The sequence below is a fragment of the Colwellia sp. genome, assembly GCF_013215345.1.
GTDB lineage: Bacteria > Pseudomonadota > Gammaproteobacteria > Enterobacterales > Alteromonadaceae > Colwellia.
The window spans coordinates 54,871-73,840 of record NZ_JABSOV010000014.1; the positions used below are offsets into that span (position 1 = coordinate 54,871).

12 protein-coding genes and 2 pseudogenes are annotated in these 18,970 nt (G+C 39.7%); 6 read left to right on the forward strand and 8 right to left on the reverse strand.

Annotation, left to right across the window (positions count from 1 at the left end; all coding sequences use genetic code 11):
* From HRT50_RS02945 to HRT50_RS02955, 3 genes and pseudogenes are all read left to right on the forward strand, one after another.
* Positions 1-753, forward strand: a pseudogene (locus HRT50_RS02945) (hypothetical protein); the annotation flags it as partial.
* A gap of 78 nt (positions 754-831) precedes the next feature.
* Positions 832-2,208, forward strand: a complete 1,377-nt coding sequence (locus HRT50_RS02950) for an SLC13 family permease (RefSeq protein ID WP_291611182.1) — start codon at positions 832-834, stop codon at positions 2,206-2,208.
* Positions 2,209-2,326: 118 nt separating this feature from the next.
* Positions 2,327-3,373, forward strand: a complete 1,047-nt coding sequence (locus HRT50_RS02955; protein ID WP_291611183.1) for an ABC transporter substrate-binding protein — start codon at positions 2,327-2,329, stop codon at positions 3,371-3,373.
* A 108-nt stretch (positions 3,374-3,481) separates the two neighbouring features.
* Here the strand turns inward: HRT50_RS02955 and polA are convergent, their stop codons facing one another.
* The 5 genes from polA to HRT50_RS02980 all read right to left on the reverse strand — a co-directional run bounded on the left by polA (position 3,482) and on the right by HRT50_RS02980 (position 13,199).
* On the reverse strand, positions 3,482-6,268 hold the full coding sequence (gene polA, locus HRT50_RS02960) for a DNA polymerase I (RefSeq protein ID WP_291611184.1): 2,787 nt from the start codon (positions 6,266-6,268) through the stop codon (positions 3,482-3,484).
* Between the two features lie 601 nt (positions 6,269-6,869).
* The gene (locus HRT50_RS02965) at positions 6,870-10,070 is read right to left on the reverse strand and encodes a CusA/CzcA family heavy metal efflux RND transporter (protein ID WP_291611186.1); all 3,201 of its coding nucleotides are present in this window, start codon (positions 10,068-10,070) and stop codon (positions 6,870-6,872) included.
* Positions 10,071-10,085: 15 nt separating this feature from the next.
* Complete coding sequence (locus HRT50_RS02970; RefSeq protein ID WP_291611188.1) at positions 10,086-11,354, reverse strand: efflux RND transporter periplasmic adaptor subunit; 1,269 nt, start codon at positions 11,352-11,354, stop codon at positions 10,086-10,088.
* A gap of 68 nt (positions 11,355-11,422) precedes the next feature.
* Positions 11,423-12,661 carry a TolC family protein gene (locus HRT50_RS02975; protein WP_291611190.1) on the reverse strand — a complete coding sequence of 413 codons (1,239 nt, stop codon included), beginning with the start codon at positions 12,659-12,661 and terminating at the stop codon, positions 11,423-11,425.
* 184 nt (positions 12,662-12,845) lie between these two features.
* A complete protein-coding gene (locus HRT50_RS02980; RefSeq protein WP_291611192.1) occupies positions 12,846-13,199 on the reverse strand; it encodes a DUF2946 domain-containing protein in 354 nt (117 codons plus the stop codon).
* A 373-nt stretch (positions 13,200-13,572) separates the two neighbouring features.
* Between HRT50_RS02980 and HRT50_RS02985 the strand changes: the two genes are divergently transcribed.
* Positions 13,573-14,205 (forward strand): hypothetical protein, encoded by a 633-nt coding sequence (locus HRT50_RS02985; protein ID WP_291611194.1) that lies wholly within the window; start codon positions 13,573-13,575, stop codon positions 14,203-14,205.
* 236 nt (positions 14,206-14,441) lie between these two features.
* Positions 14,442-14,882 (forward strand): DUF4399 domain-containing protein, encoded by a 441-nt coding sequence (locus HRT50_RS02990; RefSeq protein ID WP_291611196.1) that lies wholly within the window; start codon positions 14,442-14,444, stop codon positions 14,880-14,882.
* Positions 14,883-14,981: 99 nt separating this feature from the next.
* On the opposite strand, the gene HRT50_RS02995 is transcribed toward HRT50_RS02990, so the two are convergent.
* From HRT50_RS02995 to gorA, 3 genes are all read right to left on the reverse strand, one after another.
* Positions 14,982-15,533: an outer membrane beta-barrel protein gene (locus tag HRT50_RS02995; protein ID WP_291611197.1), complete on the reverse strand. Its 552-nt coding sequence runs from the start codon at positions 15,531-15,533 to the stop codon at positions 14,982-14,984.
* Positions 15,526-16,314 (reverse strand): hypothetical protein, encoded by a 789-nt coding sequence (locus HRT50_RS03000; protein ID WP_291611198.1) that lies wholly within the window; start codon positions 16,312-16,314, stop codon positions 15,526-15,528. The genes HRT50_RS02995 and HRT50_RS03000 overlap by 8 nt, the downstream gene beginning before the upstream one ends.
* 304 nt (positions 16,315-16,618) lie before the next feature.
* Positions 16,619-17,986 (reverse strand): glutathione-disulfide reductase, encoded by a 1,368-nt coding sequence (gorA, locus tag HRT50_RS03005; protein WP_291611199.1) that lies wholly within the window; start codon positions 17,984-17,986, stop codon positions 16,619-16,621.
* Between the two features lie 187 nt (positions 17,987-18,173).
* Here gorA and HRT50_RS03010 point away from each other — a divergent pair.
* A pseudogene (locus tag HRT50_RS03010) lies at positions 18,174-18,970 on the forward strand (oligopeptidase A); the annotation flags it as partial.

The following is an 18,970-nucleotide window of genomic DNA, read 5'->3' on the forward strand; positions in this document are numbered from 1 at the left end:
TTAGGTGAAGAAGTCGAGAGTGAAGAGGCAACCAGCTTACCAATTGGTCTTGCGGTGAGTTTATTAAAAGACAGTAAAGATGAAATTCATATTGATATGCCAATAAACGGTAACCTTAGTGATCCTGATTTTAGTTATGGAAAACTGGTTTGGGGTACCTTAGGTAATCTGATTATTAAAGCCGTTACTTCACCATTCAGCTTACTGGCTGGTCTAGTTGATAGTGACGAAGATTTGGGCACTATTGAGTTTATTGCTGGCAGTCCAACTCCTGATAAAGTAATGATTGACCGGTTAAACTTGCTAAAAAAAGCTTTACTGCAAAGGCCTGAATTACAGCTAGAAGTTACTGGCTGTTATCATCCGCAAGATAGCGAAGCGCTAAAACAGCAAATATTCAAACAAACTATTAATCCAAATACTGTAGAGCTAAGTAATACCCAACGCTTAGCTGCATTAGAAAGTGCCTATAATCAAAGCTATGGTCAAAGGTATAACTTTAGTGAAGCGCCAAACATGGCAGCTGATGCTTTAATCCGCTGGAAAATAGCACAAATTGAACCAGTATTATTAACCGACATAGTGGTTGATAATAATATGTTGGTCAATTTAGCCCAGGAGCGAAGCCGTAATATTCAACAGGTGCTACTAAGTGATGACCAGCTTGCAGCTAATCGTCTCATTATCGGTAAAGTACAAGTACTTACCTCATCACCAAGTGAGATTAGATGTTCACTAGCGCCAGCAGGATAAGTAAACACTTCTTTTTAAATAAACAAATAATAAAGCACCGTTAACTGAGTGCTACTAATAATAGAGTTTGTAATCATTATGAAATTGACCCGTCAGCACTTTATCCCACTTGGGCCAGCTATTGCCTTTGGCTTTTATTTATTACTAGGTTACTTTGGTTTAGCTGATAAACCTGCCATAGCCGCAGCAATTACGCTACTAACGGTAATATGGTGGATCACTGAAGCTATCCCAATTCCGGCAACCTCATTAGTACCTTTTGCTTTGTTGCCCTTGTTTGGCATTGTTGATCACAAAACTGTGGCGTCCTCATTAGGTAGTCATGTAATTCTATTACTGATGGGTGCATTCATGCTTTCAAAAGCATTAGAGAAGAGTGGCGCCCATGAAAGGCTGGCTGTTTACATGGTACGGCTTGTCGGTGTATCTAGCGGTAGAAGATTGGTACTAGGCTTTATGCTGGCAGCAGGTTTCTTGAGTATGTGGATATCAAATACGGCTACTACTTTAATCATGTTACCAATGGCTTTAGCAATACTGAGCCATGTCGATAATAGAAGATTAAAGGTGGCTCTAATATTAGGTATCGCTTATGCAGCTAGTGTTGGTGGACTAGGCACATTGATTGGAACTCCTCCTAATATAATCTTCGCGGCTATCTATGAAGAGCACACCGGTAAAGAATTTGGCTTCTTTGCGTGGATGAAAATCGGTGTACCTGTGGTGCTTATATCTTTACCGATAATGGCGCTTTGGCTAACACGTAAAGTTAAACTTGAACATGAGCTAACTTTACCTGAGTTGGGTAAATGGCGACCTGAGGAAAAGCGTACCTTATGGGTATTTGGTTTAACTGCTCTAGCTTGGATTACTAGAGGTGAACCCTTTGGTGGCTGGAGTTCATTGCTGGATATAAAAATTGCCGGTGATAGCACAGTAGCGCTGCTAGCCGTAGTGATTATGTTTGTTGTGCCCAATGGCAAAGGCGGCAGATTACTTGATTGGAAGACAGCTAATTCAATTCCTTGGGGTATGTTGTTGTTGTTCGCAGGTGGTATTGCCATAGCAAAAGGTTTTACGGCTTCTGGTCTTAGTACCATTCTTGGGGAGTGGTTAACATCATTATCTAGCCTACCGCCAATGCTGATGATATTGACTATTTGCTTGGTGGTTACCTATTTAACTGAGATAACCAGTAATACCGCTACGGCAACGTTACTAATGCCTATATTAGCGGTTGCAGCTATATCATCGGGGCTAAACCCTGAGATACTTATGATACCCGCAGCGATGGCCGCTAGTTGTGCGTTTATGCTGCCTGTAGCGACAGCTCCTAATGCTATTGCCTATGGTACAGGAGAGATTGAAATTCAAGATATGGTTAAAGAAGGGTTTATTTTGAGCGTTATAGTATCGAGTATTGTCGCTATGGTTTGTTACGCGTTTCTTATTTAAATAGAAAAATGGGGCTGTGTTTTGCCGCTCTACTAACCAGACGATTATTCACCATGAAATAATCGTGATGAACAGCTACAGTTAGAAGTAGCACACCTAAGTAATGGGATTTTAGCTGATGTTATTCTATTTCTCAGCGACACAAGATCAAAGTTTATCCTCGATAAAAGCTAATGTGCATACAGGTCCGTTAGCTTTACTTTTACCTGCTATTCAAGGTATTACTTTCACCCTTATCCTCATCATTAGTTTGAATTTAGGCTTAAGCCAAGTTGCACAAGCTAAAGTTCAAGGTGAAGCTCTAAGCGATAGTCAAAACGAACAGTTAACAGTTACTTATTTCAGCGAAGGGCAACAACATACCATTCAAGGAAAACAAACAGATCAAGGTTATCGATTTAACGAAAAATCCAATAAAGTCATTAACCTAGCCACCTTAAATTGGCCACCTTATATCAGTGAAGAGCTCTGTAATAAAGGTTGGGTTTTCCAATTTACCGTCGCTATACTCGTCAGTAAAGGTTACCAAGTAAATATCCACTTTTACCCTTGGGCAAGATCTGTGATGTTAGTGGAGCAGGGTAAAATGGACATACTCTTCCCAGAGTATTTTATTGAAAGTTCCGCACCATCAGATGCTGTGCCAGGTAAAAAACGCAGTGAACTACTAGTGCTGTCAAATAAATTTTCTGGCGGTGAGTTATCTTTATTGAAAAGGCTAGGTTACCCGTTTGATTTACAAGAAAACTTGAGAAATTTAAAAGGTAAGATAATTGGTGTTGTTCGCGGCTATCAAAATACCCCTGAGTTTGATGCCATGATGGATTCAAAACAATTTTCCGTTATTGAAGCGGTAGATGAATTACAACTAGTAAAGCTACTAGTTGCTAAAAGAGTCGACTTAATCATTGGCGATCCTAAAGTGTTTACCTATAGTGTCAATTACTCCAACTTATCAAATCGCAATAAACAAGCACTGCTCAATAACATAGAAATAGTACAGCCTGCGTTAAAATACAACCATTTATATTTTGCCATCAGCAATAAATATCAACAATGGTCTCAGTTACTTGATGACGTTAATTTAGCGTTATTAGAGTTTCAACAAAGTGGTGAAACCGATAGGTTTATCAAGGTGGGTAGTGGTTGTACTTTAGACTTTTAAAACGAATTTTTATACCCGCAATAAAAAGGCAGTTATCTAATCCATTTGATTTAGATAACTGCCTTACTTTTGATACGTTATAGTTTATTAGGTTAAGAGTTACTTAGCTTAGTGAGCTTCATCCCAGTTATCACCAATGCCTGCTTCAGCAATTAATGGCACCTTCAGCTCTACTGCATCATTCATCAATTCAACCAACTTCTGCGTAGTTTCTTCGACAATATCTTGATGAATTTCAAATATCAATTCATCGTGCACCTGCATAGTCATTTTAATCCTGTCGTCGTTTTGCTCTAACAACCATGAATCTACCGCTAACATGGCCTTTTTAATGATATCGGCAGCAGTACCTTGCATAGGCGCATTGATTGCAGCACGCTCGGCCGCTTTTTTGCGCATGCCATTTTTAGCATTAATGTCAGGTAAATATAAGCGGCGGCCATACAAGGTTTCAACATAGCCCTGCTCACTCGCTTTTATTCTAGTATCTTCCATATAAGTTAATACACCTGGATAACGTTGAAAGTATTTATCTTGATACTCTTGTGCTTGTTTACGGCCTATATTTAATTGCTTGGATAAACCAAAGGCTGACATGCCGTAAATCAAACCAAAGTTAATGGCTTTGGCACTGCGACGTTGATCTATGGTCACTTCATCAAGCTCAACAGCAAAAATTTCTGCTGCTGTCGCTCTATGGATATCTTTACCTTCGCTAAAGGCGGTTACTAAACCTTTATCATCGGACAAGTGCGCCATGATGCGTAATTCAATTTGTGAGTAATCTATCGCCACTATTTTGTGATCTTTAGGGGCAATAAACGCTTGGCGAATTTTACGACCTTGCTCACTGCGAATTGGGATATTTTGTAAGTTTGGATCGGTCGAAGATAAACGCCCAGTCGCCGTAACTGCCTGATGATACGAAGTATGCAAACGCCCGGTTTTTTCACTCACCATTAACGGTAACTTATCCGTATAAGTCGACTTTAATTTACTTAAACCTCTATTCTCTAAAATAACTTTAGGTAATGGGTAATCAAGTGCTAGTTCTTGCAAAACATCTTCTGCAGTAGATGGCGCACCTTTGGGTGTCTTTTTGATGACCGGGATTTTTAGATCTTCAAAAAGAATTTGCTGTAATTGCTTCGGTGATGCCAAGTTAAAGCTTTTACCGGCTAAGTTATGTGCTTCAATTTCCAACTCGGCTAAGCGCTGACCTAGGGTCTGGCTTTGATCGGCTAAAATATCACTGTCAATCAATACCCCTGTTTGCTCCATACGGGCCAGTACAGGTAATAAAGGCATCTCAATTGCATTAAAAACACTGAGCTGCGACGCTGATTTTTCTAGCGCTGGGAAAATAGCTTTATGTAAACGCAAAGTGATATCAGCATCTTCTGCGGCATAATGACCGGCCTTTTCAAGTTCAATTTGATTGAAAGTAAGCTGCTTAGCACCTTTGCCAGCAATATCTTCAAATTTTACTGTTTTATAATCAAGGTATTTCAGTGCTAGTGCATCCATATTATGGCGAGTAGCAACACTGTTATAGCAATATGACTCGATCATGGTATCAAATTCGATACCTTGCAAAGCGATATCATAATGACTTAATACATTGGCATCATATTTAAGGTTTTGACCAATTTTTTTAATGGTCTTACTTTCTAGTAACGGTTTTAACTGCGCTAATACCCAGTCTTTATCAAGCTGTTCGGGAGCATCTTCATAATCGTGAGTTAATGGTACATAAGCCGCTTTACCTACTTCCACTGCAAAAGATACGCCGACTATTTCAGCTTTCATATAATCAACACTGGTTGTTTCAGTATCAAAGGCGAAGGCATCACACCCTTGTAACTTCTCCAGCCACTGGCTAAATAAGGCCTTATCTAAAATGATATCGTATTCACTTTCTGTAACTGTCACTGCTTCGATTTCCGCAGCTTGCTCGCCTGTTGAGCTTGTCGATTTACTTGATTTAGTGCTTGCCTCATCAACACCTTTAGCTAAATCAGCTAATAAGCGTTTTAATTCAAATTTTTGATAAAGCTTAGTAAGTGCTTCGACATCTGCTTCACCGGCAGCTAATTGTCCTGCGGTTTGCTCTAGTTCAACATCACATTTAATAGTGGCTAATTTATATGACAAAGGTAGCTGCACTAGCGCATCACGTAGGTACTCGCCTATTTTTCCTTTTACTTTATCAGCATTAGCAATAACTTCAGCCATAGTGCCATGCTCCGCTAACCATTTAACGGCAGTTTTTGGACCACACTTTACTACACCAGGGATGTTATCCACTTTATCGCCCATTAAGGCAAGATAGTCGATGATTTGATCGGGGCGAACACCAAATTTTTCACTAACGCCGGCAACATCCATTTCTACATCAGTCATGGTATTAATTAAACGCACATGTTTAGTAACTAGCTGCGCCATATCTTTATCACCCGTTGAAATAACGGTTTCTATACCGAGTTCATCGGCTTGTTTTGCCAAGGTACCAATAACGTCATCGGCCTCTACGCCGGGGATGACTAATAAGGGTAAACCCATAGCAGTAATAATTTCATGCAATGGCGCTATTTGTGTACGTAAATCATCCGGCATTGGTGGACGATTTGCTTTGTATTCTGGATACATATCATTGCGAAAGGTTTTACCTTTTGCATCAAAAATAGCGATAATATTGCCATTTGGGTAGTCTTTTTTCAAACTACGTAGCATATTCAATACACCGGTGATGGCACCTGTTGGTTGGCCATCTGCGGTTGAAAGTGCTTGCAAATAAGGCACGTGATAGGCTCGAAATAAATACGAAGATCCATCAACTAAGATCAAGGGTGATTGCGTGTTATTAGCATCAGGTGAGGTTGCAGAAATTGTCATAAGAAATACGCGAAGCGAGTAAAATAAGCTAAAGGTGGCTAAGCATGCCACAAAGCGCAAGTAGGCTCCACTTTATCAGTGTGCTTAATTGCTTGGATCATGGATCCTCTTGTGGATAACCTTGTGATCAAGTACGAAAAACAGCCAAGAATTTTCAAATGGAAAATCTGGCTTGGTAAATGTAGTCTTTTGATTTCATTGTAAAAAAATGAAGCGCTAGAGCCTTCTAATAGACAATGTTTTTATTTTTATTATATGTGGATAATTTTATTATCAAGTTACTTTTAAGTTGTACAAAAAAGCACCTAATGAAAATAACGAGGTAAGAGATTATCAGAATTTGGCGTGATTACCAGCGCATTTTTAAACTTTTTTTACAGAGTAGTTACACTTTTAAAGAACAAAAAAACATAAGCGAGTAAGGACAATAGCTAGCAACAGATCCACCAGTTAAATAAAAATATTTATGATTAATTTTATTTAAAAAAACAAAATTCCTGCTAAATTTTAGCAGGAATTTTTATCCCCATGACATGGTAAAATACGAGTTTTAAATTCCAACTGCATTCTGCCTCTTGGCATCGCAGGGTCAAATATTTTACTAACGCGTTAGTTGGGCAATTTTTGTTTTAGAAAACCATGGATACAATACCGGTAAAACAAATAAAGTTAATAACGTTGCTGTCACTAAGCCGCCAACAATAACACTGGCCAGTGGTCGTTGAATTTCAGCTCCAACACCATTTGACATCAACATTGGGATCAAACCTAACGCTGAAGTAATAGCCGTCATCAATACCGGACGTAAACGTGATACCGCGCCATCAAAAACCGCTTTTGAAGTGTCAATACCATCTTTAACCAATTGATTAATACTTTCGACCATCACCACACCGTTAAGTACGGCGACACCAAATAAGGTGATAAAACCGACCGAGCTTGGCACTGATAAGTATTGCCCGGAAATATAGAGCGAGAAAATACCACCAATAACCGCCAAAGGCACGTTAACTAAAATAAGCATCGCTTGACCGACAGAGCCAAAGGCAAAGTAAAGTAATAAAGCAATTAGCGCCAGTGATAACGGCACTACTACAGCAAGGCGTTGCTGTGCACGTTGTTGGTTTTCAAATTGACCACCAATAACCACAGAGTAACCTGCGGGCAAGTCCACTTTGTCATCAATAGCTTTGCGAATGTCGTTAACCACACTGCCCATGTCTCGGCCTTGTACATTGGCCTGAATAACCACACGTCTTTGTACGTCGTCACGGCGTACTTGTGGCGGACCAGACTCAAAACTCACGGTGGCAATATCGCCTAAACGTACCCAAGCACCGGTAGGTGATTGTATTCTCAGGTCAGCAATAGCTTCCTGGTTATCACGATACTTTTCTTCAAAACGCACATAAATATCGTATCTTTCATTACCATTGATTATTTGGCCAGCACTAACGCCACCAATGCCATCTTTAACCACGGCCATGACATCGCCAACCGACAAGCCATATCGTGATAGCTGTTGCCTTTTTGGTTTGATCACTAGTTGTGCTTCGCCAGCTATTTGCTCTAAGGCTACATCTCTAGCGCCAGCAATTTTCTTAATGACAGCTTCAATTTCTTGACCTTTACTCGCCAGAATATCTAACTCAGGACCAAACAGCTTAATAGCAAGTTGTGCTTTAACGCCAGAAAGTAATTCATCAACACGGGTAGCAATAGGCTGTGAAAAGTTAAGTAATAAGCCTGGAAACTGTTCAAGTTTTTCTTCCATTAAGGTCTGTAGCTCAAAGCGATTACTGGCGCTGGTCCACTCTGACACGGGTTTTAAGCCAATGTATATTTCTATGTTATTGACTGGTTCAGGATCACCACCAATTTCTGCACGACCAATACGACTTAGCGTGTACTCTACTTCAGGGAATTCCATTAACATTGCTTCAAGAATGGGTGCCACTGACAAGGCCGTTGCCAAACTTGATGAGGGCGCTAACGTCGCTCTTAGATTAATCGTGCCCTCTTCAAGCTCAGGTACAAACTCGGTGCCAATTTGTGGTACTAAAGAGGCAGCGCCAACAAACAATAAAACTGAAACAGCAATCACTACTTTAGTTTGCTTCATTGCCGCTTTAAGCCCTTGGCGATAAAGTTTGTCTAAGGGTTTTAAAACAAAGCTCTCTTTTTCTTTAACTCCTTTTTTAAACATATAAGTAGCTAAAGCCGGTACCACAAATAATGCCACTAAAATAGCAGAAATAACCGCTAAAATAATACTGATAGCCATAGGTTGAAATAGTTTTGCTTCAACTCCTTCAAAACTAAATAGCGGCATAAATACCACTAAAATGATGGAAGCAGCAAAAAATACCGGACGGGCAACTTCTTTACCGGCTTCTTTTAATCGTAACGGGATACCCGCCTCATCGTTTTCCACATGATGTGGGTCGACATCCGTATCTGGATTTCTTGCTTGGGCGTTTTGATCATGTGTGGCATCAGGTCTATTGAGATGTTTAACCATGTTTTCAACCATGACTACTGAGCCATCAACCAGCATACCAATAGCAACCGCAATACCACCTAACGACATTAAATTAGCCGATAAACCTAGCCAAGACATCACCATTAACGCAATAGCGATAGAAATAGGAATTGAAATGAGTACTAAAAACGTGGCGCGCAAGTTCATTAAAAACAATGCCAATACTATGGCAATGAAAATAAACGCTAAGGCTAAGGCTTCCACCACGGTATCAACCGCTTGAGTAATTAAGTCAGCTTGATCATAAAACGGCTCAAAACGTACACCTTCGGGCAACGCTTGGTTGATCATTGGAATACGTGCACTAATACCATCAATAGTGGCTTTGGTATTTGCCCCCATACGTTTTAGGACAATGCCGGTAACCACTTCACCTAAGTTTTCAATATTACCTTCTGCGTCTCTGCGGGTCATAGTAACCGCGCCTTGGCGAATCTCACTACCCAGTGAAACCTTAGCGACATCATCAATAGTAATCACAGTACCAGCAACGGTTTTCACTGGTACTTGTCTAATATCGGCTAAACCCGCTTCGCCACTATTAAACCAACCGGTACCACGAATCACTAATTGTTCTTGCCCGCGGTTCATGTACCAACCACCAACATTGGCATTATTGTTCTCAAGTGCAGCAACAATATCGTCTTGGGTTAACTGATATGACAATAACTTACTTGGTTCAATGTTTACCTGATACTGCCTAACATTACCGCCAAAAGACAATACATCGGTAACACCATCTACTGGCATAACCAATAACTTCACGATCCAGTCATTCAAACTTCTTAAGGTCATTGAATCATAGCCAGAATCTTTGTCAGCAATTAACAAATACTGAAATATTTGACCCAAGCCCGAGGTATTAGGCCCCATGGCTGGTGTACCTACACCTTGGGGAATTAATTCTTTCGCTGCTTGTAAACGTTCAAATACCAACTGGCGAGCAAAATAGATGTCGGTACCTTCTTTAAATACTACGGTAACCCCCGACAAACCTGTTTTAGAAATTGAGCGTACTTGCTCGACATCAGGCAGTGCATACATTACCGCTTCAATCGGGTAAGTAATTAACTGCTCAACTTCTTCCGCTGCTAAGCCAGGTGCTTCGGTATTTATCGCTACCTGAACATTTGTTACGTCGGGAAAAGCATCTAAATTTAACTTGGGGATCACCATAACAGCTGCCACCATAGTGGCGATCAGTGCGATAACTACCAATAGTCGATTATTGATCGACCAATCAATCATTTTATTAAACATAATTTCATTCCTTACCTAGTGGCCGTGCGGATCAAATCCGCCTTTTGCTATTTCGGAAGCAACAAAGAATGCACCTTTGATCACTACTCGCGTATTAGGGGCAATACCGATAATTTGACGGTAATGACCTAACGGCTGACCCAGTTCAACTTCAACGGCTTTAAACTCACCAGGGTGATCTTCAACAAATACCGTCCAATCACCATCAGCGCCACGCATTAGTGCCGTTTCTGGCACCGCTATAACTGGGGTTTGTGTATCAAACTGAAAATTAACATTAACGAACATGCCTGAATGTAAAGTGTCATCTTTATTTTCAACAGACAAACGCACAATTCGAGTACGGGTAATGGGGTCTATGGTGTGTGCTTCTTGGATCACTTTAGCGAAATGTACTTGGCCAGCAAACTCAATCTTAGCTATGGTGCCGACAGGTAAATTCAGTTTCTTATTAGGTGAAACTCGCGCTTCTACCCATAAATTTTCTTCATTTGCCAAAACCATTATTTTATCGCCCGGCGCAACTCGCTGCCCTTGGGAAAAATCGTCACTTAATACCGCACCAGCTCTTTTAGCCACCAAGGTATACTCACCAAGATTTGATGAATTGTTTTTAACAATATCTTCAATGGCGGCTTTGGTTAAGCCAAATGCGGTCAAGCGACCAAAAGCAGAAATGTAAGCTGTTTCACTGGCTAATAAACGACTTTCACTGACGGTACCAATACCCAACTTTTTAGTACGTTGCCATTCACTATAAGCTACACGATATTCCGCTTGTGCATCTGCCATTGACTCACTAAATAGCGTCACTAAAGCTTGGCCTTTTTCGACATGTTCACCCAAAATAGCGTGGCGACTGATCACAACTGACTCGGTACGTGGCGAGACAATGTAACTGGTGTACCCGTTCGCTTTTATTTCTCCCGGGGCATAAACACTTTTAGCGAAAATTTTTGCTCTTAGAGTAGATACTTTGATATTGGCTAAGGCCATTTTTTCCGGGCTAAATCTTATACCTTCTTCATGCTCTTCTTCACTAGCACTCTCGCTGCCATTTTCGTTAGTACTTTCGTTAGCATGGCCGTGACCATCATCGATTTTAGTTTCATGCTTGTGTTCAGCTTGTAGCACTATTGCTTGAGCTCCCGACAACGCGTTTTCTTGCACAACATAGTTATAAGCTAACACTGTGGTCGATGCCACAGCTAAGCCGGTAAATAGACTGCTCAGGGTAATGAGTTTTATTTTTTTAGATACTTTATCAGTTATTATATTTTTCATTTTAATTCCAAATTCTTTGACAACTTATACCTACGCTACTGGTAGTTATATAAGATGAGATAACGGTTTTAGTTTAATAGCTTAGTGACGACATTTAATTGGCCGACATTCAGTAACCATTGCACTTCGCTTAATTTGAACTGGGCTTGTAATTCAATGCCCGCGTATAAACCTTCCGCTCTTTGTTGTAACGCCAATAAATAATCAGAGGTATTTAAATCACCTAATTGCCATTGCTTTTGCAATAATTGCGCACTGTGTTCACCACGCCCTTGCATTAATTTTTGCCAACGGCCAAGATATTTTTTATTAGAGATTAATGACGCAGTACTTGCCTGTATCAGATACTTTTGTTTACGCATAACCGCACGAAAACTCGCTTCTGCGGCGATAGCTTGCTGATTTTTTGCCTTGGCGTTGGCTTGGTAGTCATTACGGATATTTAATGGCATAGAAAAGGTGATGCCGACTATATTATCGTCAGCATTTTTTCCGGCACTAAGACCAATAGTAGGATCGGCTTTGGTTTCAAGCATGGCATATTGAGCAATGTTTTTTTGTACTTGCCATAGCGCTTGCGCCGCTAATACTTGCGGATGCTGTGTTAACCACTGCTCAACTACTTGAAAGTTTGTAACTCCCAAGCCCTGCTCGGGATACACCTGAGTATCAGGGCGCCAGTCTGGCAGTAGTTCATTAACATCCGCTTGAGCTTGGGTTAACTGTGCTTGTATTTGCGCAGTTTTATTGAGCAGTTGCGACAAATTCAAGAACGTCAGCTCAGCATCAACCGGACCAAGATCGCCAGCCTGCTGCCTTTTAGTAACAATTTTTAGCAGAATATCTAATTGTTGCTCCTGCTCAAACGCAAGTACCGATTTGTCCGTGGCAAGTTGCCAGTTAATCAATGCGGTTAATGCTTGGGCTTTTTTTTGTACTACTGCGTAAGTAAATTGATTACTGGCTACGGTTAATATTTTATCGCCAATGGCAACATTAACGGCCTGCTTATCCCACAAATCAATGGTTTGGCTAATACCAATATTAAAGTTATTACCGTCACCTTCTCGCTCGTAACCGGTAGACAATTCAGGGTTATAAAGTGGTAACTTACTGCCCTGTGCTTTTGAGAATTCAGCATTCATCCGTTCACGCGCTGAGACAATATCAGGGTGCTTATTGATTTGTCGATCGAGCCAATCACTTGATAAAGTTGTTTGCGCAAAAGCAAAACAACTTACCGACATAGTTGCCGAGTAGCTAATGAATAACGCTACGCCAGCAGATTTTACCGAGAAAAATTTCATAATAATCTCTTATACCAATCCGTATAAGAAAGTGTTCGCTTAGCGAGACTTCTTTATGCGGAACAGTATTCATTTAACAATAAAATGTCGCAACTAAGCCAGCTAAGCTAAATAAAATTCAGCTTTAGTTAATCTTTAGTTAAGTTTTAGCTAAAGATAAGGTTTGTTGCGGGTAATTTTTAAATTAAATATAAGATATAGGGGGGCGTATAAGTTCTTCAATGAAGCTCTTATCAAGGTTATCACTATAAAAATATTGATTGGTGATTATAAATTGAGGTGTTGGTAAAGTAGATTTGTTACTGGCAACCCATTGGGTATGAGTGCCTTGGCAATGACCACAATGGTGGCAATCTTTAATATTGTGTTCGCTGTCAGATGATTCATCGAAAAGTTCAATATCATCAACATCATGAGAATGTTCTGTGAGAATATGTTGAGAGTCAACTAGATGACTTTCCTCTGAATTAGCCACAGCAGCATATGATTGCAATGCAATCAATAATACTAATACGAAGCCAAGCCAAGTGTTTTTCATCGGTATTACGTTTACCCTAATATAAGAACCTGCGAAGGAAGATGTTAATCAAAAAAATTAACCTAGTCAATAAAACCAAGTAAGGTCATATAGCCTACCTCGCGCTACCTCAGTATTACAAGTTGTCTAAAAAAATTAAAGCGCCATCAAGTAATTAAATGTAATCAAGCAATAACGACTGAGCGATTATAATGTCGAGTTTCTCTTTGCTTGCTTTGACAAAACAGAGCTAATATTGATACCCGTTTACCCTTACATTGCATCCCATATTCCCCCTCTTAATTTATATTTAAGAATGAGACCTATTTTTATTTGAGCCAACTCTATAATTTTGCTATCTTTGCCGGCAAAATATCAAAAGGATCTGACATTAATGAAATATTCCCCCCTACTCACCAGCCTATGTTTAATTATATTATTATCGGCTTGTTCTACTAACCCCGTTAGTGTCTCTATGTCGACCTCTCGTTTTGATAACCCTGAAGTCAGCAGTGAACCATTATCAGTGAATTTAGCATTAGGCTCTGGTAGCAGAACAATATTAAACATAGAGACTGACGACAAGAATTTTTCCGGAAATGATATTTATGCCTTTGCCCGAGGTAATATTACCGCCACTAAAGGCTTAGAAATATCTATTAGTAGTGATGTAGATTCAGCCACCCACATAGGTATCAAATATCAATTTTATGGTGCCCATACTGAGCAATCAACTAAAGGTAATATTTCACAAGCATTTACCTTAGGTTATGAGAGAAACGAGACCAATGAGTGGTACTACTCCGGTGGCGATTACATTGCCTGTGAAAGTCTTTATTGTAATTATGTTGCTGAATCGGGTTATTGGCAGCATGACACCGATGTTTATGATATTGCTTGGGTAGTATGCTATAAACTTACAGACAGAGATATTATTTATGGTGGTCCTTTTTATCAATGGGGTCAGCTCAGTGGCTATAAAAGTACTGCTAACAACTCGACTGAGCCACTTGAAAGTGATGGCTAGTATGGTAGGAGGCAATCTAGCCATAGAGCATCGATTTTCATTTGGTCTGGGCTTAGCTGGCGAAATAGTTTATGGCAATTTAAACTGGGGTCATTACAGTCAAAATGATACTAGCTTTAATTTCAAAATTGATTACCAGTTTTAATCAATTATTGACTGCTACAGTAAGTACCGCTATTTTTATCAAAACCTTAGAATTAATTAAAACTATTTACTTGAAATAAGCGAGTTATATTATGAAAAAATTTGTCCAATTATCACTACTTACTTTGGCTTTAAGCCCTGTGCTATTAACATCTGAACTAGCCAACGCCAGCAGCATGCCACAATCGGTTTCTCCAGCTAACGCCAATGTTTATATCATTTCACCTGCCGATGGTGCAACTGTACCAAGTACTTTTACCGTGACGTTTGGCTTAAAAGATATGGGTGTTGCTCCTGCAGGTATGGCGAAGAAGCATACCGGTCATCATCATTTATTAATTGATAAGGATACTTTGCCTGCGTTTGATATGCCAATGGGTGGTGACGTTAAGCACTTCGGTGGTGGGCAAACACAAACAACCTTAACTTTACCTAAAGGCAAACATACGTTGCAGCTTATTATGGGCGATCATCATCATATTCCTCATAAACCAGCGGTTGTTTCCAAGAAGATCACTATTACCGTTGAGTAGACATTAGCCTTTAGCTGTGACTTTTCTTGTTGCCAGCGATACTGCTCAAGTACCTTGTCTCACTGGTACTTACGCAGCATCAAAAGTGAAATAGAATAGTTAAAACGCCATAGTAAAACTGAGATTAGAACTAATAGCATTCTCGTGACGCTCATTAGTTAAGGCATAATCAATTTGCTGTAACTCTAAGGTGATTTTACTAGCATTTGTAACGGTCCAAATTAGCCCTACTGCGGTACTGACACTTATTTTATCATTATCTTTAGCTATATTGGTGCTAACACGGGTACGTGCTGCGCCAATACGGCCGGTAAAACCAAAATTTAGTGTCACCATTTTTTCAACTCTTAAGCCCAAAAATAAATGACTATATTTTTGTTTTAATGTGACACACTGATTACTGATTGAAGAAGCATTACAATAAGTTCCAGAATCATTACTAAGTTTACCAATTTCGGTTTCCACAGCAAGCCAGTCATTTATCTTATAACCACCTAATACACTGTATTTCTCACTTGGTACATTAAATTGCTCACTATTAGTATGGTTAAAGCCTATGGTCGCACCGCCATACCATTGAGTATCATCAGCTTGCGCTGCGCTTAGGCTACTAACAAATAATAATGCCATCATAGTCATTTTATTAATCATTGTTGGTATCCTTTAAATTAGTAAGCGTAAACGAAATGCTTGAATCACTTTTTATATAATAACGTCCACCGGCAAAGTCTGGGTCTATCGTTCCGGTACTCTTTTGGTATAAATTCGCACTGACGGTACAGTTATCACCATCAACCCAATACGCTCTAGAGATTGTGTTCATTGGGATAAGTAAACTCGTTTGACCTGCGATTAACTCATACGGTAAACCCGCTAATTCATCATTACCAATACTGAAATTTTGATTTAAGCACTCTCCGCGTAAATATAATTTGGTGTTATCAGTTGCGGCTAAATCCCACTCAATAGATAAGTCTGTTGTACTATGATCAATAACTTGTGCTGAAATCGGAGCTAAGAATTGAGAAAATGCCGGTATTTGAGCACTTGATGCTAATACGCTCCCGGTACTACGATTAAAAATAACGGTTAACTCATCCCCTGCTTGCAGCGAAGACGAGAGCTGCTCAACAGAAATATATGTAGTGTAATCTTTAAGGTGATAATCGTTTTCTTGGGTACGCTTGATATTAAGTGAAAATTGTTGATTGTTGTTAATACTTAATAATTGCTGTTCATCTGGCGATGAAAAGTAAATAACATCGTTAGAGAAATATGCGCTGGTCGCATTAATGCTGTTGTGGGTCACTGTGATGTCAATATTTTGAAAAATCAACTGCTCAGGATATTTTGTTGAGGGGTTATCATTACTGTCACACCCTGTCAGCACAATCAATATCGATAGGCTTGATAGTTTTATTAAATGGTTCATTAAGCGAAAAGTCCTTGTTTTTATACGCCACTAGCTCATAAATTGAGTATGAGATGCATATTAATACAAACAATTACCATTTAACAAGTGATGTTTTATTGTAAGTTATTGCTCTAGTTAATTATTTTATTTCTGTGATGTGAGTTCCTGAATTTAAAAAGCTTAATCAAGTTAGGTGAAATTGTTGGTGAGTTAGCTTGATCAACGTGAGGCATAGCTTGGAATAACCTGAACTAGGGTTAAATAGTTTAGAACTCTATATTTTCTAGAGTTCTAAACATGTGATAGTAATTTTTCTACATCATCAATTCAAAGTAACAAACTCTTCTGCTGAAGTAGGGTGGATAGCAACCGTATTATCAAAGTCTGCTTTGGTTGCACCCATTTTCATCGCTACCGCAAAGCCTTGTAATAACTCATCACTACCAAAGCCTATGCTGTGTAAACCAACAACTTTTTCATCCTTGCCAGCACAAATTAGTTTCATCCGCGTTGGATCGCGATAATCGTCGGTGATCGCTTGATAGAGCGCGGTAAATTGTGAGTTATAAACGGTAATATTGTCTGCTCCGTATTCGGCTTTAGCCTCATCTTCAGTTAAACCCACAGTGCCGATAACCGGATGACTAAATACCACAGTGGCAATGCCAGAATAATCTAAATGAAAGTCGGGTTTATTATTAAATAAACGTTCACATAAACGTCGACCCGCAGCTACAGCAACAGGCGTTAATTGTGCTCGACCGGTGTTATCACCAACGGCATAAATACCTTCAACATTGGTGTTTTGATATTTATCAGTAACAATAAAACCACGTTCATTAACTTCAACGCCGGCGGATGCTAAGTTGATATTATCGGTAGCTGGCTCACGGCCAATTGCCCACACAACAGTATCTACTGGCGCTAATGATTTACCACTAGTAAAGTGCACAACTAATTTTCCGTCACTCAGTTTCTCAATGCGTGCTGGTGTGCTGTGATTGTGTAGCTTAGGACCGTGCTTAGCCATTTGCTCAACTAAAGTATCACTTAACATGTCATCAAAGCCGCGCAATGGTTTTTCTTTACGAACTACTAAGTGAGACTCAGTGCCCAAGGCTTGAAAGACACCGGCTAACTCAACGGCAATATAACCTGCACCAATAACTGCAACGCTTTTAGGTTGCTCAGTTAAAGCAAAAAAACCATCAGAATCGATACCGTACTCGGCACCTTCGATAGTAGGGATAGCGGGGCGTCCACCCGTGGCAATGGTAATATGATCAGCAGTAATTAACTCACCATTCACTTCCACAGTATTTTTATCAATAAATTTGGCAAAGCCATTAATCACAGTGACATCATTCGCATCAAAGCCACGCTGATAAGCGGCATGTATGCGTTTTATATAAGCTTCACGGTTAGCCACTAATTTGCCCCAATCAAATTGAGACTCACCTTGAGTAAGATGCTGACCAAAGCCGTAATCATGGGCATATTTTAACGCATCGGCTATTTGTCCGGCGTACCACATGGCTTTTTTCGGAACACAACCAACATTGACGCAAGTACCACCAATGTATTTAGCTTCAATAACTGCGGCCTTCTTACCTAATCTAGCTGCTCTGTTAGCTGATGCTATACCACCACTACCGCCACCAATGGCAAGATAATCAAAATGTTGTGTCATAATTCTCTCAATAAATGTGTCGTTTCTTAATCAATATATATGCCCAACGGTCGCTAATTTCAAGTGCCATTTTATAAAGTCGACACCCGAAAACAATAAGCTTGGCTTTATTATTAGGTCAACACCTTGAAATTGTCTTAATTAAACATTACATCTAAGTAATTCATAAAGCTATTTAAGTAACCCTATGACCAATCCATTATTAGTATCGAGTGAACTACCTGCCTTTTCAAAAATTAAGCCTGAGCAGGTAAAACCTGCTGTTGAGCAAGCTATCAGTGACTGTAAAAAAGTTATTGAGCAAGTACTCGCTGATAATGATGTATTTACTTGGCAGAACTTAGTTATGCCAATTGATGACATTGATGATGTGTTAGCTAAACTATGGTCACCGGTTTCTCATATGAACTCAGTGGTTAGTAGTGATGAATTACGAGAAGCCTATGAATCGTGTCTGCCGCTTTTATCTGAATATGGCACCTTTGTTGGTCAACATGAAGGTTTATATCAAGCCTACCTTAGTGTTAAAAATAGCGATACATTTGAACAACTCGACGTAGCTCAACAAAAAGTAATCACCAATGCACTACGCGATTTCAAATTATCAGGCATAGCGCTAAATGATGAAGATAAAAAGCGTTACGGTGAAATTAAGACACGCTTATCAGAGCTCAGTTCAAGTTTTAGCAATAACGTACTCGATGCCACCCATGCTTTTAGTATTACCATTGAAAACAAAGATGAACTAACCGGCTTACCTGAAAGCGCCTTAGCTGCCGCTCAAGAATTAGCTAAAGCAAAAGAAAAACAAGGTTTTACCTTCACCCTAGATATTCCAAGCTACCTGCCAGTAATGATGTATTGCGATAATACTGACTTACGTGAACAACTTTATACTGCCTTTGTTACCCGTGCCTCAGATCAAGGCCCTAATGCTAATGAATTTGATAACAGTGGCATTATGAATGAGTTATTAAGCTTAAG

Bases quoted from the DNA above. Each gene is read 5' to 3' on its own strand.
- HRT50_RS02990 (WP_291611196.1), top strand. From the start codon at position 14,442: ATGAAAAAATTTGTCCAATTATCACTACTTACTTTGGCTTTAAGCCCT.
- HRT50_RS02975 (WP_291611190.1), bottom strand. From the start codon at position 12,661: ATGAAATTTTTCTCGGTAAAATCTGCTGGCGTAGCGTTATTCATTAGC.
- HRT50_RS02980 (WP_291611192.1), bottom strand. From the start codon at position 13,199: ATGAAAAACACTTGGCTTGGCTTCGTATTAGTATTATTGATTGCATTG.
- gorA (WP_291611199.1), bottom strand. From the start codon at position 17,986: ATGACACAACATTTTGATTATCTTGCCATTGGTGGCGGTAGTGGTGGT.
- polA (WP_291611184.1), bottom strand. From the start codon at position 6,268: ATGACAATTTCTGCAACCTCACCTGATGCTAATAACACGCAATCACCC.
- HRT50_RS02965 (WP_291611186.1), bottom strand. From the start codon at position 10,070: ATGTTTAATAAAATGATTGATTGGTCGATCAATAATCGACTATTGGTA.
- HRT50_RS02970 (WP_291611188.1), bottom strand. From the start codon at position 11,354: ATGAAAAATATAATAACTGATAAAGTATCTAAAAAAATAAAACTCATT.
- HRT50_RS02995 (WP_291611197.1), bottom strand. From the start codon at position 15,533: ATGATTAATAAAATGACTATGATGGCATTATTATTTGTTAGTAGCCTA.
- HRT50_RS03000 (WP_291611198.1), bottom strand. From the start codon at position 16,314: ATGAACCATTTAATAAAACTATCAAGCCTATCGATATTGATTGTGCTG.
- HRT50_RS02950 (WP_291611182.1), top strand. From the start codon at position 832: ATGAAATTGACCCGTCAGCACTTTATCCCACTTGGGCCAGCTATTGCC.
- HRT50_RS02955 (WP_291611183.1), top strand. From the start codon at position 2,327: ATGTTATTCTATTTCTCAGCGACACAAGATCAAAGTTTATCCTCGATA.
- HRT50_RS02985 (WP_291611194.1), top strand. From the start codon at position 13,573: ATGAAATATTCCCCCCTACTCACCAGCCTATGTTTAATTATATTATTA.